Source organism: Methylobacterium endophyticum (assembly GCF_050591105.1).
Classification (GTDB): Bacteria; Pseudomonadota; Alphaproteobacteria; order Rhizobiales; family Beijerinckiaceae; genus Methylobacterium.
The window spans coordinates 1-15246 of record NZ_JBNHES010000006.1; the positions used below are offsets into that span (position 1 = coordinate 1).

General features: G+C 70.9%; 11 protein-coding genes and 2 pseudogenes. 11 read left to right on the top strand and 2 right to left on the bottom strand.

Annotated features, from left to right (window positions below; translation table 11 throughout):
- Together ACP56T_RS08580 and ACP56T_RS08585 are read left to right on the top strand one after the other, a co-directional pair.
- Window positions 1–194 (top strand): annotated as a pseudogene (locus ACP56T_RS08580) (polysaccharide biosynthesis/export family protein); the annotation flags it as partial.
- 170 nt (window positions 195–364) lie between these two features.
- Window positions 365–1471 carry a branched-chain amino acid ABC transporter substrate-binding protein gene (locus ACP56T_RS08585; protein ID WP_430911733.1) on the top strand — a complete coding sequence of 369 codons (1107 nt, stop codon included), beginning with the start codon at window positions 365–367 and terminating at the stop codon, window positions 1469–1471.
- Window positions 1472–1520: 49 nt separating this feature from the next.
- Here the strand turns inward: ACP56T_RS08585 and ACP56T_RS08590 are convergent, their stop codons facing one another.
- The gene (locus ACP56T_RS08590) at window positions 1521–2096 is read right to left on the bottom strand and encodes a tyrosine phosphatase family protein (RefSeq protein WP_430911734.1); all 576 of its coding nucleotides are present in this window, start codon (window positions 2094–2096) and stop codon (window positions 1521–1523) included.
- 100 nt (window positions 2097–2196) lie between these two features.
- Between ACP56T_RS08590 and ACP56T_RS08595 the strand changes: the two genes are divergently transcribed.
- The 5 genes and pseudogenes from ACP56T_RS08595 (at window position 2197) to rlmB (ending at window position 9763) form a co-directional block, all read left to right on the top strand.
- On the top strand, window positions 2197–3297 hold the full coding sequence (locus ACP56T_RS08595) for a TRAP transporter substrate-binding protein (RefSeq protein ID WP_430911735.1): 1101 nt from the start codon (window positions 2197–2199) through the stop codon (window positions 3295–3297).
- Between the two features lie 431 nt (window positions 3298–3728).
- A complete protein-coding gene (locus ACP56T_RS08600) occupies window positions 3729–5126 on the top strand; it encodes a deoxyribodipyrimidine photo-lyase (protein ID WP_430911736.1) in 1398 nt (465 codons plus the stop codon).
- Between the two features lie 127 nt (window positions 5127–5253).
- Window positions 5254–7902 (top strand): annotated as a pseudogene (locus ACP56T_RS08605) (MGH1-like glycoside hydrolase domain-containing protein); the annotation flags it as partial.
- Window positions 7903–7980: 78 nt separating this feature from the next.
- Window positions 7981–8841, top strand: coding sequence for a 3-mercaptopyruvate sulfurtransferase (gene sseA, locus ACP56T_RS08610; RefSeq protein ID WP_430911953.1), 861 nt, complete (start codon window positions 7981–7983; stop codon window positions 8839–8841).
- 49 nt (window positions 8842–8890) lie between these two features.
- Complete coding sequence (rlmB, locus tag ACP56T_RS08615) at window positions 8891–9763, top strand: 23S rRNA (guanosine(2251)-2'-O)-methyltransferase RlmB (protein WP_430911737.1); 873 nt, start codon at window positions 8891–8893, stop codon at window positions 9761–9763.
- 6 nt (window positions 9764–9769) lie between these two features.
- On the opposite strand, the gene ACP56T_RS08620 is transcribed toward rlmB, so the two are convergent.
- Entirely contained in the window at window positions 9770–11353 is a 1584-nt protein-coding gene (locus tag ACP56T_RS08620; protein ID WP_430911738.1) for a CYTH and CHAD domain-containing protein, read from the bottom strand.
- A gap of 331 nt (window positions 11354–11684) precedes the next feature.
- On the opposite strand from ACP56T_RS08620, the gene ACP56T_RS08625 reads away from it, so the two are divergent.
- From ACP56T_RS08625 to ACP56T_RS08640, 4 genes are all read left to right on the top strand, one after another.
- Window positions 11685–12527: an SGNH/GDSL hydrolase family protein gene (locus ACP56T_RS08625; RefSeq protein WP_430911739.1), complete on the top strand. Its 843-nt coding sequence runs from the start codon at window positions 11685–11687 to the stop codon at window positions 12525–12527.
- A 99-nt stretch (window positions 12528–12626) separates the two neighbouring features.
- Window positions 12627–12830 carry a DUF3311 domain-containing protein gene (locus ACP56T_RS08630; protein WP_430911740.1) on the top strand — a complete coding sequence of 68 codons (204 nt, stop codon included), beginning with the start codon at window positions 12627–12629 and terminating at the stop codon, window positions 12828–12830.
- Window positions 12827–14302 (top strand): sodium:solute symporter family protein, encoded by a 1476-nt coding sequence (locus ACP56T_RS08635; protein ID WP_430911741.1) that lies wholly within the window; start codon window positions 12827–12829, stop codon window positions 14300–14302. The genes ACP56T_RS08630 and ACP56T_RS08635 overlap by 4 nt, the downstream gene beginning before the upstream one ends.
- A 403-nt stretch (window positions 14303–14705) precedes the next feature.
- Entirely contained in the window at window positions 14706–15227 is a 522-nt protein-coding gene (locus ACP56T_RS08640; RefSeq protein WP_430911742.1) for a PAS domain-containing protein, read from the top strand.
- Window positions 15228–15246: the final 19 nt, after the last annotated feature.

Consider the following 15246-nt stretch of genomic DNA (forward strand, 5'->3'; position numbering starts at 1 on the left):
TGCCGGTGGTCTACCGCATCAACATGCGCGACCCCAACAGCCTGTTCCTCACCCAGGCCTTCCGCATGAGGAACCGCGACCTCGTCTACGTCTCCAACGCGCCCTTCACCGAAGTGCAGAAGGTGTTGTCGGTGTTCTCGACGGCGGTCAGCCCCGTCGCCTCGGCGGCTTCGATCTACGCATACGCGCGCTGAGCCCGCGCACGGCTTCCGCCGCGGGATGCCTTGCCATTCTCGCCGGCTGCCGTCTTTTTGTCGCGACTCGGTGGCAGCGGAGCGGACCGGGGCCGTTCCGGCCGACCGGGCGTGCGCGCATGCGTTGCCGGAGGGGTCGTCCGGCGACGGCGACGCGGAGAAGGGGGCCGATGACCAGACGATCCTTGCCAGCCCTCGGCGCGATCCTCTGCGTCCTCGCATGCGCCCCGGCCCGCGCCGATGTCGTCGTGGGGGTCGCGGTGCCGCGCTCGGGCGCCTACGTCGCCGTTGGTGAGCAGGTGCTGCGCGGGGTCGAGGCGGCCGCGCGCGACGCCAACGCCAAGGGCGGCCTCGACGGCGAGGCGGTGGTGCTCGACGTCCAGGACGACGCCTGCGATTCCAACAAGGCCACGGCGGTGGCCAACCACTTCGTGCAGGCGAACGTGAGGCTGGTGGTCGGGCATGTCTGCTCGAACGCCTCGCTCGCGGCCTCCGAGGTCTACGCCGCCAACGGCACGCTGATGATCACGGCGGCCTCCGTGGCCGCCAAGCTCACCGATCGCGGCCTGCCGACGATCTTCCGGGTCTGCGGGCGCGACGACGACCAGGCGCGGCTCTCCGCGACGGTGCTCGCCGAGCGCTTCCGCGACCGCAAGATCGCCCTGATCCAGGACCTGACCCCGGCGGCGCGCACGCTCGCCGCCGCCACCAAGGACAACCTCAATCGCATCGGCATCAACGAAACGATGTCGGTGGCCTTCTCCCCGAGCGATGCCGACGACGCGGCGCTCGCCGACCGGCTCAAGGGCGCCGGCATCGAGGTGGTCTATTACGGGGGCGACGCCACGGAGATGGGCCGCCTCGTGCGGATCGCGTCCGAGCGGGGCTTCAAGCCGCAATGGTTCGGCACCTCGGCCATCGCGACCGAGGATTTCGGCAAGCTCGCCGGAGCGGCCAGCAACGGCACGCTGATGACCTTCTATCTCGACCCGAGCCGGCAGCCGGCGGGCGCCCAGGTGGTCAAGGCCTTCAAGGCGGAGGGCGTCGAGCCGACGGGATCGACGGTCTACGGCTACGCCGCGCTCCAGGCGCTGATCGCGGCGGCGGCCTTCGCCCACACCACCGACCCGCTGGCCATCGCCAGGACGCTGCATACGGAGCGCTTCGATCTCGTGCTCGGCTCGGTCGGCTTCGACCAGAAGGGCGACGTCACCGCGCAGGGCTACGTGCTCTATGTCTGGCGGGACGGCAAGTTCACGCCGGCCGGGAAATCCTGAGGCCCGCCGCCCCGCATTCGCGAAAAAACCTTGCCGAGGCCGGAGTCCGTCAGCCGCGCAGCGCCGCGTCGACCTCGGCGCCGCGTCCGAGCCCGCGCAGCAGCTCGGCGAGATGCGGGCGCACCCGGAGCTGGAGGGCGTGCAGCCGGCGCACCGCCTCGCTCAGCGAGCCTTCGCGCCCGAGCCGCTCGTCGGCGAACCCGATCATCCGCGCGTTCGGCCAGGCCGGCTCGCGCAAGGCGTGGAGGCGAGCGATCACCGCCTCGGCCGGGCTCTCCGGCTCCCCTTGCGCGAACAGGATCGCCAGCGCCGCCGTCGAGCGCGACAGCCCGTAATGGCAATGCACGAGGAGATGCCCGCAAGGCCCTTCCGCCGCGAGCGAATCCCCGAAGGCGAGGATCGCCTCGATATCGGCCGGCTCGGGTGGGACGAGCCCCTCGCCCGGCCCGAGGCAGTCGTGGAAGCGCAGCGTCCGGCGCCGATGCGCCCGCCATTCCGCGAAGGTCTCGGGCTCCGGCGTGCCGGGATCGAGCAGCGACAGCACATGGGTGACGCCGCCTCTCCCATGGCCGGCGAGTTCCTCGAGGCCGCAGACGGTGTGCAGGGTGAGCGCGTTCTGTTCCACGGACAGGCGCCTATCACGCCGGCCCTTGAGTTTCGAGCGTCACGCCCACGTGATAGGGGCTGCGCCCCGCCGCGCGGATCGGCGGACGGACGGAGACGGCATGGCATCCTTGAAGAGACGCGCCCTGCTCGCGGCCGGGTTGGGCGGCGCCGCAGCCGGTGCCGGGCTCGCCGCGCCCGCGATCGCGCAGGGCGCGCCGGAGCTGAAATGGCGGCTCGCCTGCTTCTATCCGCGCCAACTCGACATCCTGTTCGGCGCCTGCGAATCGCTGTCGCGGATCGTGGCGGAGGCGAGCGACGGCCGCTTCCAGCTCCAGCCGCTCGCGCCGGGCGAGCCGGTGCCGGCGGACGGCGTCCTCGACGCGGTCTCCGGCGGCACCGTCGAGATGGGCTACGCCCCGGCCTCGGTGGCGGCCGCCAGGGAGCCGACCTTCGCGCTCGCCACCGCCATCCCCTTCGGGCTCAACGCGCGCGGCCAGAACGCCTGGTGGCACCAGGGCGGCGCGGCCGACGTGTTCACCGAGGTCTTCGCCAAGCAGGGGCTGACGGCGCTTCCCTGCGGAAACACCGGCGCGCAGATGGGCGGCTGGTTCCGCAAGGAGATCAAGGCGGCGGCCGATCTCCAGGGTCTCAAGATGCGCATCGCCGGGCTCGGCGGGCAGGTGCTGTCGCGATTCGGCGTGGTGCCGCAGACGACCGCCGGCCCCGACCTCTACGCCGCCCTCGACACCAAGGCCATCGACGCGGCCGAGTGGATCGGCCCCTATGACGACGAGAAGCTCGGCCTCCAGAAGGTCGCGCCGATCTACCATTATCCCGGCTTCTGGGAGGGCGGCGCGATGCTGCATCTCTGGATCGGGGCCGATCGCTGGAAGGCGCTGCCGAAATCCTATCAGGCGATCCTGCGGGCCGCCGCCGCTCAGGCCGGCGCGGAGGTGCAGGCGAGATACGACGCGCGCAACCCGGCGGCGCTGCGCCGGCTCGTCGCCGGGGGCGCGCAGCTCCGGCCCTTCCCGCAGGAGGTGATGGAGACGGCGCTCAAGCACGCCAACGACGTCTACGCCAAGCTCGCGGAGAAGAACGCCGATTTCCGCCGCGCCTACGAGGCGATGAAGACCTTCCGGAACGAGGAGTACCTCTGGTTCCAGGTGGCGGAATACACCTATGACAACTTCATGATCCGGGCCCGCGCGCGGGGCTGACGGCCCCGGACCTGCGGCGGAGATAACCGCGCAAGAAAAAAGGCCACTCCCGAGGGAGCGGCCCGAAGTCTAGGGAGGAAACGCCCAAGAAGGGCAGCTCGAACGCGACGCCATCGCGCTCTTGCAATGCACAAAATGAACCTCCCGCGCCGGAATGCAAGGGCGTTGGGGCAGGAGGCCTGTCGTTTCGGGTGCGGTGCCGCACATGGCATCCGGTCTGTGTTCAAAATGCCGCATTCAGGTCGTGCCCGGATTTCGCCGGGGAGGCCGCAGTCGAGCGGCGGTAAACCGCTGCGCGGGCGAAGGTTTCGCGCCCCTCGAAGTCACGCGCGATCCGGCGAGATCTGGCGTGCCGGCACTGGGCCGGGGGCGGCGGATTTTCTCGGCCGCCCTAGCTTGCCGGGCAGGCTTCGGCGCGGACGAGGGGGCGGATGGCGATTCAGTCGGCGCGGATCGGGATCCTGAACGACGCGGAGCCGCGCCCGGACGGGCGCTACGTGCTCTACCTGATGCAGCAGGCCAACCGCGCCCGCTACAACCCGGCGCTGGAATACGCCGTCGAGGAGGCCAACCGGCTCGCCCTGCCCGTGGTCGCCTGCTTCGGCCTCCTCGACGGCGAGAGCGGCTTCCCGGAGGCCAACGCCCGCCACTACGCGTTCCTGCTCCAGGGGCTCGCGGACGCCGCCGCCGGACTGAAGCGGCGCGGCATCGGGTTCGTGATGCGCAAATGCTCGCCCGCCGAGATCGCCGTCGATCTCGGCGCGAAGGCCGCGCTCACGGTGCTCGACCGGGGCTATCTCGCCATCCAGAGGCGCTGGTACGCGGAGATCGAAAAGGGGATCGACGGGCGCGTCGTGCAGGTCGAGGGGGACGTGGTGGTCCCAGTCGAGACCGCATCGGGCAAGCACGAATACGCGGCGCGCACCCTGCGGCCGAAGCTGCACAGGCTGTGGGACGAGTATCTCGACCCGCTGCGCGAGCGAAAGGTCGCCCATCGCGCCGACGGCCTGAGGCTGAAGAGCGGGATCGACATCTCGGACCCGGCCGCCGTGCTGAAGGGCATGAGCCTCGACCGTTCCGTGGCCCCGGTGAAGCGCTTCACCGGCGGCGAGAGCGAGGCGCGGCGCCGGCTCAAGGCGTTCGTCGCGGGGGGCTACGCGGGCTACGGCGCCGGGCGCAACAAGCCCGAGGCGGCGGCCGCCTCCCATCTCAGCCCGTATCTGCATTTCGGGCAGATCTCGCCGGTGGAGATCGCGCTCGCCGTGCGCGCCACGAAGCGCGGGGATGCGCAGGACCGCGGCGCCTATCTGGAGGAGCTGATCGTCCGGCGCGAACTGGCGATGAACCACGTCTTCTATACGGAGCGCTACGATTCCTACGATCACGCGCTGCCCGAATGGGCCCGCAAGACCCTGGCCGAGCATGCCGGCGACGAGCGTCCGCACCGCTACACCGAGGCGCAGCTCGCCGAGGGCCGGACGCACGATCCCTACTGGAACGCTGCCCAGGCCGAGATGCGCGAGACCGGCTACATGCACAATCAACTGCGCATGTACTGGGGCAAGAAGATCCTCGAATGGTCGCCCTCCCCCGAGGCCGGCTTCGCGCGGACGCTCCGGCTCAACAACCGCTACTTCCTCGACGGGCGCGACCCGAACTCCTTCACCAACGTCGCCTGGGTCTACGGCCTGCACGACCGCCCCTGGGCCAGGCGCCCGGTCTTCGGGACGGTGCGCTACCAGAGCGGGAACTCGCTGCGGAAGTTCGACGCGGACGCCTATGTGAGGACCGTCGAGACGCTGTGCGCGGCCGAGCGCGGGGACGGCTGAGTCCGGTGCCGGGCGCATCGGAGGCATGAGCTTGGCGCCGAAGATGCATCGCCTCCGCCATGTGGCGGCAAGACGGTATGATGCTAGACGGTCCACCCCATGCGCGTGTCCGGATGACGGAGTTCAGGTGAGCGAGGTGGATCTGTGGGCCGAGCGGCGTCGCATCGCCGAGCAGGGGCGCGGCGAGCGCCCGTGGTCGCTCTGGGGGCCGTATCTCAGCGAGCGGCAATGGGGCACCGTGCGCGAGGACTACAGCCGCGACGGCAACGCCTGGCGCTCGCTCACCCATGACGAGGCGCGTTCGCGCGCCTATCGCTGGGGGGAGGACGGGCTCGCCGGGATCTGCGACATCCACGGGCTGATGTGCCTGTCGCTTGGCCTCTGGAACGGCAGAGACCGCATCCTCAAGGAGCGGCTGTTCGGCGTCACCAACGAGGAGGGCAACCACGGCGAGGACGTGAAGGAGATCTACCACTACCTCGACGCGGTCCCGAGCCACGCCTACCTGAAGTTCCTCTACCGCTATCCGCAAGCAGCCTTTCCCTACAACGATCTGCTGGACGAGAGCCGGCGGCGCGGCCGCCGCGAGCCCGAATACGAGATCGGCGAGACCGGCATCTTCGACGACGGCCGCTACTGGGACGTCACGGTCGAGTACGCCAAGCAGGATGTCGACGACATCCACGTGGTCGTCACGGCGGTGAACCGGGGCGACGCCCCGGCCGAGCTGCACCTGATCCCGCAGCTCTGGTTCCGCAACACCTGGGCCTGGAAGGAGGAGGACGGGCAGGCCAGGCCCTGGCTGGCGCGGCGCCCGGACGGCAGCATCGCCGCCCAGCATGCCCGGCTCGGTCCCTACCGGCTCTCGTGCAGCGGTGCGCCCGAGATCCTGTTCTGCGAGAACGAGACCAACCTGCGCCTGCATGGCGGCCGGCCGGACGCGCCCGGCCCGTTCAAGGACGGGCTGCACGCGGCCATCGTCGACGGCGACCGCTCGGCGGTCTCGGTGGAATCCGGCACCAAGGCCGGGCTGCACTACGCCTTCCGCCTCGGCCCCGGCGAGACCGCGACGGTCCGGCTGCGGCTCTGCGCGGGGATGGTCGCCTGCCCGGTCGATGCCGGTGGCAAGGTGACGGCCCGGCGCGTCGCGGAGGCGGACGCCTTCTACGACGCTCTCCAGGACGGCATCGAGGACGAGGACCGCCGCAACATCTTCCGGCAGGCCGCCGCCGGGCTGATCTGGACCAAGCAGCTCTACCGCTACGACGTGCGGCAGTGGCTGCGCGGAGACCCGACCCAGCCCGATCCGCCCCCGGAGCGCCGCTCCGCCCGCAACGCCACCTGGGGCCATTTCAACGGCTCCGACGTGCTCTCGATGCCGGACAAGTGGGAGTATCCCTGGTTCGCCGCCTGGGACCTCGCCTTCCACTGCCTGCCCCTGGCGCTGCTCGACCCGGACTTCGCCAAGAGCCAGCTCCTGCTGCTCACGCGCGAGTGGTACATGCACCCCAACGGCCAGCTCCCGGCCTACGAGTGGGAGTTCGGCGACACCAACCCGCCCGTCCACGCCTGGGCCACCTACCGGGTCTTCGAGATCGACCGCGACCGCCGGGGCGGGCGCGGCGACCTCGCCTTCCTCGAAGGCGTGTTCCACAAGCTGCTCATCAACTTCACCTGGTGGGTGAACCGAAAGGACGCCAACGGCCGCAACGTCTTCCAGGGCGGCTTCCTCGGGCTCGACAATGTCGGCGTGTTCGACCGTTCGCGCCCGCCGCCCGGCTTCGGCGTGGTCCACCAGGCGGACGGCACCGCCTGGATGGCGATGTACGCGCTCAACATGATGCGCATCGCCCTCGAGCTCGCGCGCCACAACGACGTCTACGAGAGCACGGCCTCCAAGTTCTTCGAGCATTTCCTCTACATCGCCGAGGCGATGACCGACATGGGCGGCGAGGGCTTCGGGCTCTGGGACGAGGACGACCAGTTCTACTACGACGAGGTCGACATGCCGGACGGGCGCATGATCCCGCTCCGGGTGCGCTCCATGGTCGGGCTGGTGCCGCTCTTCGCCGTCGAGGTGATCGACCCGGCCCTCCTCCAGCGCCTGCCGGACTTCGCCCGCCGGATGAACTGGGTGCTGGAGAACCGGCCCCATCTCGCCCGGCTCGTGTCGCGCTGGACGGAGGGCGGCGTCGGCGACCGCAAGCTGCTCTCGCTCCTGCGCGGCCACCGCATGAAGGCGCTCCTGCACCGCATGCTCGACGAGGCGGAGTTCCTCTCCGACTACGGGGTGCGCTCCCTGTCGCAGGCGCATCGGGAGCATCCCTACTCCCTGAACGAGCTCGGCGCCTCGTTCAGCGTGAACTACGACCCGGCGGATTCGACCTCGAACATGTTCGGCGGCAACTCCAACTGGCGCGGGCCGGTCTGGATGCCGATGAACTACCTCATCATCGAGGCGCTGCGGCGCTTCCACGCCTATTACGGCGACGATTTCCTCGTGGAGTACCCGACGCGGTCCGGCAGGCTCTTGTCGCTCAACGCCATCGCCGATGCGCTCGAGGACCGGCTGATCGCGCTGTTCACCAAGGACGCGCAAGGGCGCCGCCCCTTCCTCGGGCCGCAGCCGCAGGCGCCCTGCCCCGATGGCGGCCCCGATCCGCTGCTCTTCCACGAGTTCTTCGACGGCGATACCGGGCGCGGGCTCGGCGCCTCGCACCAGACCGGCTGGACGGCGCTGGTGCTGAACCTGCTCCACAACCAGGCCCGCCGCCCGGCCGCCGAGTCGGACCGTGCATCCTCGGACGGGATGTGGTTCAAGGCGGCAGGCCCCGCCCGAACGGAACCCCAGCCCATGGCGAATCCGCCCCTCGTCACCCCGGAATGGCTCCACGAGCGCCTCGACACCCCCGACCTCGTGGTGCTCGACGCGTCCTGGTATCTGCCCGCCGCCGGGCGCGATCCGGCGGCCGAATATGGCGCCGCGCATATCCCCGGCGCCGTGCGCTTCGACCTCGACGCCGTGAGCGACGAGACCTCGCCGCTGCCGCACATGATGCCGCGCCCGGAGGTGTTCGCCGCCCGCATGCGCGCCCTCGGGGTCGGCGACGGTGCCCGCATCGTCGTCTATGACGGCATGGGCCTGTTCTCCGCCCCCCGCGCGTGGTGGATGCTGCGCACCTTCGGCAAGCGCGAGGTCGCGGTGCTCGACGGCGGCCTGCCGGCCTGGATCGCGGCGGGCTTTCCCACCGAGGACGGCGAGCCCCATCCGCGCGAGCGGCGCCATTTCACCGCCCGCCTCGACAACGGCGCCGTGGCGGATGCCGGCGATATCGCCCGCGCGCTGGAGACCGGAAGCGCCCAGGTGGTCGACGCCCGCTCGGGCGCGCGCTTCCGCGGCGAGGAGGCCGAGCCCCGTCCGGGCGTCCGTCCCGGACACATGCCGGGCGCGCTGAACATGCACTACGCCGCGCTCCAGGAAGGCGGCCGCATGAAGGACCCGGAGGCGCTGAAGGCCGCCTTCGCCGAAAACGGCATCGACCCGGACCGGCCCATCGTCACCACCTGCGGCTCCGGCGTGACGGCGGCCATCGTCTCCCTGGCGCTGGAGAGCATGGGACGCCCGGCCCGCGCGCTCTACGACGGATCCTGGTCCGAATGGGGGGCCGATCAGGCCCGGCCCGTGGCCACCGGCACGGAATCCGGCGGCGGCTGAGGCCGGTGGCGCCTTGCGGGGCGCCCTCGGCCGGTCCACTGAGGCGATCATGAGCACGCCCCCCGACCGCCCCGGCAAGCCCGGCCGCCGCCCGCCCTTCGGCCGTCCGGGCCAGGGGGGCGGGAAAGGCGCCGGGAAAGGGTTCGGCCGGGGCCCCCAGGCGGGCCGCGAGCGCCGCGACGGCTCGCCCTCGGGGCCGCTCGGCGGGCCTGACGATCCGGTGGTGCTCTACGGCTGGCACCCGGTGTTCCAGGCGCTCTCCAACGGCACGCGCAAGCTCCACCGGCTGCTCGCCACCGAGAACGCGCTCGCGCGCCTCACCGAGGAACTCGGCACGCTGCCCATCGACGCGGAGCTGGTGAAGCCCTTCGCCATCAACGCGCTGGTCGGCGCAGACGCCGTCCACCAGGGTCTCTATCTGGAAGCCGATCCGCTGCCGGCACCGGCCCTCGACGAGATGCCGGAGGACGCGCTCCTCGTCGCCCTCGACCAGATCACCGATCCGCACAATGTCGGCGCCATCGTGCGCACGGCCGCCGCCTTCGGCGTCGCCGGCATCATCACCACGGCGCGCCATTCGCCGAGCGCCACCGGCGTGCTGGCGAAATCCGCCTCGGGCGGCCTGGAGCACGTACCGCTGGTGGTGGTGCGCAACCTCGCCGAGGCCCTGATCGAGCTCGGCGAGCGCGGCTTCACCCGCGTCGGACTTGATTCGGAGGCCGATGTCTCCCTCGATGCGTACACGCCGAAGCTGCCGACGGTCCTCGTGCTCGGCGCCGAGGGCAAGGGCCTGCGCCAGCGCACCCGCGAATGCTGCGACGTGATCGCCCGCATCCCCTTCACCGGCACGATCCGCAGCCTCAACGTCTCCAACGCCGCCGCGATCGCGCTCTATGCGCTGAGCCCGCGCGAGAGGGCCTGAGCGCTCTCAGCGCCAGAACGGCGTGGCGTCCACGAGCGCGTCGTAGGCGTCCGCCGCCGCCTCGATCAATGCGTCGGCGCCGGCCTCGTTGTCGGCCGCCGTCAGGCCCGCCGCGAACAGCGCCGCGCCCGGAGCGCCCTCGCCCTCGCCCTCCGCCAGCCCGCCGAGCACGTCATGCGCCGTGGCGAGGTCGTTCAGCGCGCCGAGATGGTCCTGAAGATCGGAGAGTGCGGCGGCGAAGGCCTTGTGGCGCTTGCGCGCCGCCTTCTCCGGGAACAGCGAGACGAAGAAATCGGCGCCGTAGCGCAGCTTCTTGGCGGCGATCCGCACCCGGTGGCGGGCCTCCGGGTCGAGCTTGGCGAGGTCCTTGCCGCGCTTCTTCACGCGCTTGCGGAACCGGTCGAGGGTGTCGGCGGCGAAGGCGCGGGCGCTGCCGTCGCGCTCCGGCGGGCCGCCCGGCGCCAGCCACGGCCCGGTCTCGACCCAGGCGAGGAGATCGAGGATGCGGCGCGCCCAGTCCGGCGAATCGAGGATCGCGACCACCTCCGCATGGGCCGCGTCGCGCTCGGCCGCGATGCGCGCGGACAGCTCGGGAAGGCCGGGCTCCTCCGGGCGCCGCGCGATCTCCGCCGGCAGCGTCGTCTCCAGGAAGACGTCGAGGTTGCGCGCCCGTCCGAACGGCTCGGTGACCTGCTTGATCGCGTCCGCCCGCGCCCGCGCCTCCGGGTCCGCCGCCAGGATCGGGGCGAACAGGCTGAAGGCCGAGCGCAGGCGGCGCAGCGCCACGCGGATCTGATGGAGCGCCTCGGGGTCGCGCGCGGCCAGGAAGACCGCCTCGTTCAGCCGCAGGTGGCGCAGGCAGGACAGCGCGACCGCGCGGAAGGCGTCCGCCGCGCTCGCGTCCTCCGGCAGGCTCAGGGGGACGGCCTTGCTCGGGCCGCCGCGGCCGTCGAGGAGGCGGTAGCCGCGCTCGCTCTTGCTGAGCGCGCCGAGCCTGAGCGGCACGGTTTCCGACAGGGCCCGCGCCAGGGCGAAGAGGTCGGCGGGGTCGCCGGAGACCAGTTCCAGCTCCAGCTCGCAGAGCACCGCGTCGCCCGCCTCCGTCTCGACGCGGCCCTCGTCGAGGGTCGCGGCGATGGCCGAGCGGCCCTGCTTCACCGGACGATGGATCCGCGACACCGCCGTGCGGAAGACGGCCCGCAATTCGCCATGCCGCGCCTCGTCGAGGAGCGCCCGCACGGGCGTGTCCGCGAAGGCCGCCGGATCGGGCGCCTCGCCCGCGACGTCGCTCTCCCATTCCGGGCGGTCGAACAGGCCGGCCGCGCCCTCCCCGGCCTTGACGGTCTGGATGAACCGCTTGCCGTCCCGGCGCACGCGCAGGGTCAGCCCGGCCCGGCGCAGGTCGCGGTCCGCCGTGTCGAAATAGGTCGAGACCAGGGTCTTGGTGCCCGCGCCCTTGCGCCGCTTGAGCAGCGGGTGCCCGGCGAGCGTCGGGAGATCGAGGGGCCGGCATTCGAGCTTCAGCTCGACCTCGCGCCCGGCGCCCGGTTCCGTGGTGTGCGCGGGCGTCTCTGCGAGGGGGGATGTCACTCTGTCCAGACCTTGCTCGTTCGGGCGCGGGGATGCGGGGCGATTCGCCGCGTGGAGAATCGTCAGCCCTTGCGTCCTCCCCGTGACGGCGGACCGCAAGCGCCTGTGCCCGGCCCGCCACGCCGGGGCGTCTTCGGCGAGATGGCTCCCGCAGGGACGGACTCAAGGCCCCGTATCCGCTAAAAACCGGCCCCGGCGGCCGGAATCGTGCTTCGGCAAAAGTGTATTTTGTGTTACGAAGTTTTGCCGCATTCGATCGCTAGGGCGAGCGGGATCTTCCGGAACGGCTGATAGCACTGTTATCGACGACAGACACGAAGCCCCGCGCATCATGATCTCCCCCTCGCATCTCCTCGGTTCCTTCCGCGTGAAGTCCCTGCGCGGGCTCGCGCGCGGCGCGCTGGTCGCGGCGACGCTGCTCGCCCTGCCGACGGCGGTGCTGGCCTATGCGGACCTGCTGCCCGATTCGTTCGACCTCAGCGCGCTCGGCCTCGGCACCCCCACGGCGGACCTGCCCCATGTCGCCCGGCAGATCGCGGCCGGCGAGCCCCTGCGCATCGTGGCCTTCGGCTCCTCCTCCACCGAGGGCATCGGCGCCAGCTCGCCCGCCGCCGCCTATCCGGCCCGCCTCGAGGTGGCGCTGAAGGGCGCCCTGCCGCATCTCGCCGGCGGCGTGACGGTGCTCAACCGCGGCATCGGCGGCGAGCACACCGACGACATGCTGCTCCGTCTCGACCGCGACGTGCTCCAGGCCAAGCCGCAGCTCGTGATCTGGCAGACGGGCAGCAACGACGCGCTGCGCGGCGTCACCCTGGAGCATTTCCGCGAGGCAACCATCGCCACCGTCCGGCAGATGCAGGACGCCGAGATCGACGTGGTTCTGATGGAGCCGCAATGGTGCCCCAAGTTCGACGCCACCCCCGGCGCCTACCGCTTCCGCGACGCCGTGCGCGAGATCGGCGATGAGCTCGGCGTGCCGGTCATCCGTCGCTCGGAGCTGATGCGCGACTGGGTCGCCAACGCGAAGCTGACCAAGAAGCAGCTCTTCGCGGCCGACGGGCTGCACATGGCCGATGGCGGCTATGCCCTGCTCGCCCGCGCGGCCGCCGACGAGATCCTGCGCGACGCGGGCTCCCTGAAGCTCGCCGAGGCCCAGGCCACCGCAATCGACTGATACCGCGAAGCGGCGGTTCCGGCCCGGAACCTGCCTGATGGACGGCGGACGCTCTCGCGTCCATGCTGTACCCCTCAGGCCGGACCGGACGAGAACCGCATGAGATACCTGCGCTGGCTGGCGCTGCTGCCCTTCCTCGGCATGCTGGTGGGGCCGTTCTTCCTCAATCGCGTCACGCCCTTCGTCCTCGGGCTGCCGCTGCTGATGGCGTGGCTGGTGTTCTGCGTCATCGGCACCTCGGCCGTGATGGGCATCATCTATCTCGCCGATCCCGCCAACCGCGCCGGCGGCGAGGGACGATGAGCGTCGCCCTCCTCATCATCGCGCTCGCCTTCGTCGGAGCGCTGGCGCTGGGCATCCGCGCCCGGTCCGGCCGGGAGATGAGCCTGGAGCAGTGGACCGTGGGCGGGCGCGGCTTCGGCACGCTGCTCGTCTTCCTGCTGATGGCGGGCGAGATCTACACCACCTTCGCCTTCCTCGGCGGCTCGGGGCTCGCCTACGGCAAGGGGGGGCCGTCCTACTACATCCTCTGCTATCTGGCGCTGATCTACGTCACCTCCTACTGGCTGCTGCCGCCGATCTGGACCTACGCCAAGGCCCGCAACCTCTTCTCGCAGCCCGATTTCTTCGCGGCGAAATACGAGAGCCGGGCGCTCGGGATGCTGGTGGCGGCGGTGGGGCTGGTGGCGCTGGTCCCCTACATGGTGCTCCAGCTCAAGGGGCTCGGCATCATCGTCTCGACCGCCTCCTACGGCGCGGTCTCCTCCACCGCTGCGATCTGGATCGGGGCCGCCGGCGTCACCGTCTACGTGGTGGTCTCCGGCGTGCGCGGCTCCGCCTGGACCGCCGCGATCAAGGACCTGCTGATCCTGTTCGTGGTGGTCTTCCTCGGCCTCTACCTGCCGTATCACTACTATGGCGGCTACGCGGAGATGTTCCGGGCCATCGAGGCGGCCAAGCCCGGCTTCCTGGCCCTGCCCGAGCGCGGGCAGAGCCCCGTCTGGTTCGCCTCGACCACCCTGCTGACGGCGCTCGGCGGCTACGCCTGGCCCCATGTCTTCGCCTCGCTCTACACCGCGAGCGACCCGCGCACCTTCCGGCGCAACGCCGTGATCCTGCCGCTCTACCAGCTGATCCTGATGTTCGTGCTGCTCTGCGGTTTCGCGGCGGTGCTCCAGGTGCCGGGCCTCAAGGGCGCCGAGGCGGACCTCTCGCTGTTCAAGCTGGCTCTCCAGACCTTCCCGCCGTGGTTCGTCGGGATCATCGGGGCGACGGGCGTGCTCACCGCCCTGGTGCCGGGCTCGATGATCCTGATGTCGGGGGCGACACTGTTCGCCAACAACCTCTACCGGCCCCTGAACCCCGCCGCGACGGACGTCTCCACGGCGCGTCTCGCCAAGCGGTCGGTGCCGGTGCTGGCGCTCGTCTGCGTCGGCTTCGCGCTGCACGGGGGCGACACCATCGTGCAGCTCCTGCTGATGGGATACAACTTCGTCACCCAGCTCTTCCCGGCCATGGTGGCGAGCCTGCTGGCCCGCAACCCGCTGACCGCCCGCGGCGCCTTCGCGGGCATCGCGGCCGGCGTCGGCGCGGTGGCCGTGACGGTGGCCGGCGGCTTCACCGTCGCCGGGTTGTTTCCGTTCCTGCCTGCGCCCCTTCAGGACGTGAATGTCGGCTTCCTGGCGCTGGGGCTGAACGTCCTCGTCGCCCTGGCGGTCAGCCGCCTCCCGGCGGGCGTCCCCGATGGGCGGACCCTGTCGTCGCGCGGTGGCTGAGGGCGCGATACGGGACGATGCCCGCTCGACAACTCGGGGCGGCCGGTGCAATTTCCCGAGCCGACCGCTCCGGCGGCGCAACCTCAGGGAGAGATCGGCCGATGCCGCCCGAGATGCGGGAATCGCGTGCGTCGCTGATTCTTCTCGCTTTGGTTGTGATGGCGGTGCTCGTCTTCGGTGCCGTGACCCTGATTTCGCAAATGGGATGATATTTCGCATGCGGCATGCATGATAATGCCGCAGGGAGTTTCTTTCAGGTTGACCCCTTGCGCGATAATATTAGATATTGCGAATCAGGCATAACGCGCTCTCCGGTCGAGCTTCACCAATGTATGTTTCTGGCCTCGATCGCCTGAGAGACCCTCCCGAAGATCTCCGTGCGAACCTCTCAGCATCCGGCGTCGTGGGAACTTGGTTCTGGTCGGCGTCTACGGGGCGGTTTACCCTCGACGAGGGAGCGGCGGAGGTCCTCGCCGGAGACGGGGCGCTCGCCGGGCTGACGCTCACGCCGGAGGCTGCGCGCGCGCGGGTGATCCCGACCGACCGGATCCGCCACGCCCGCCGCTTCGGCCTGATCACCCGGCTCGGGGGGCCGTTCGGAGCCGAGTACCGCACGGTCTCGGCGACCGGGGAGAGCCGCTCCATCGTCGAACGCGGCCGGGTTTTCCAGGACGACCGGCGCAAGCCCACCCACGGGATGGGCATCGTCATCGACACGACGGAGCCCGCGCTTCACGAGGCGGCCCTCGCCCAAGCGGTCCTGGCCCAGGCGCCCGTCGTCTCGCGCGAGGACGCCCTCGATCAGGCGGTGTCCTCCGCCATGTCCTGCCGCCAGGCCATCGACCGGGTCGCGAACTCGGAGCTGCGCCTGCTCGTCGACATGCTGCTGCTGCGGCTCGGCCAGGAGGTCGCCAGGCACACCTGAAGAAAATACACCCGCGCCG

Bases quoted from the DNA above. Each gene is read 5' to 3' on its own strand.
- ACP56T_RS08585 (WP_430911733.1), top strand. From the start codon at position 365: ATGACCAGACGATCCTTGCCAGCCCTCGGCGCGATCCTCTGCGTCCTC.
- ACP56T_RS08595 (WP_430911735.1), top strand. From the start codon at position 2,197: ATGGCATCCTTGAAGAGACGCGCCCTGCTCGCGGCCGGGTTGGGCGGC.
- ACP56T_RS08600 (WP_430911736.1), top strand. From the start codon at position 3,729: ATGGCGATTCAGTCGGCGCGGATCGGGATCCTGAACGACGCGGAGCCG.
- sseA (WP_430911953.1), top strand. From the start codon at position 7,981: ATGGCGAATCCGCCCCTCGTCACCCCGGAATGGCTCCACGAGCGCCTC.
- rlmB (WP_430911737.1), top strand. From the start codon at position 8,891: ATGAGCACGCCCCCCGACCGCCCCGGCAAGCCCGGCCGCCGCCCGCCC.
- ACP56T_RS08625 (WP_430911739.1), top strand. From the start codon at position 11,685: ATGATCTCCCCCTCGCATCTCCTCGGTTCCTTCCGCGTGAAGTCCCTG.
- ACP56T_RS08630 (WP_430911740.1), top strand. From the start codon at position 12,627: ATGAGATACCTGCGCTGGCTGGCGCTGCTGCCCTTCCTCGGCATGCTG.
- ACP56T_RS08635 (WP_430911741.1), top strand. From the start codon at position 12,827: ATGAGCGTCGCCCTCCTCATCATCGCGCTCGCCTTCGTCGGAGCGCTG.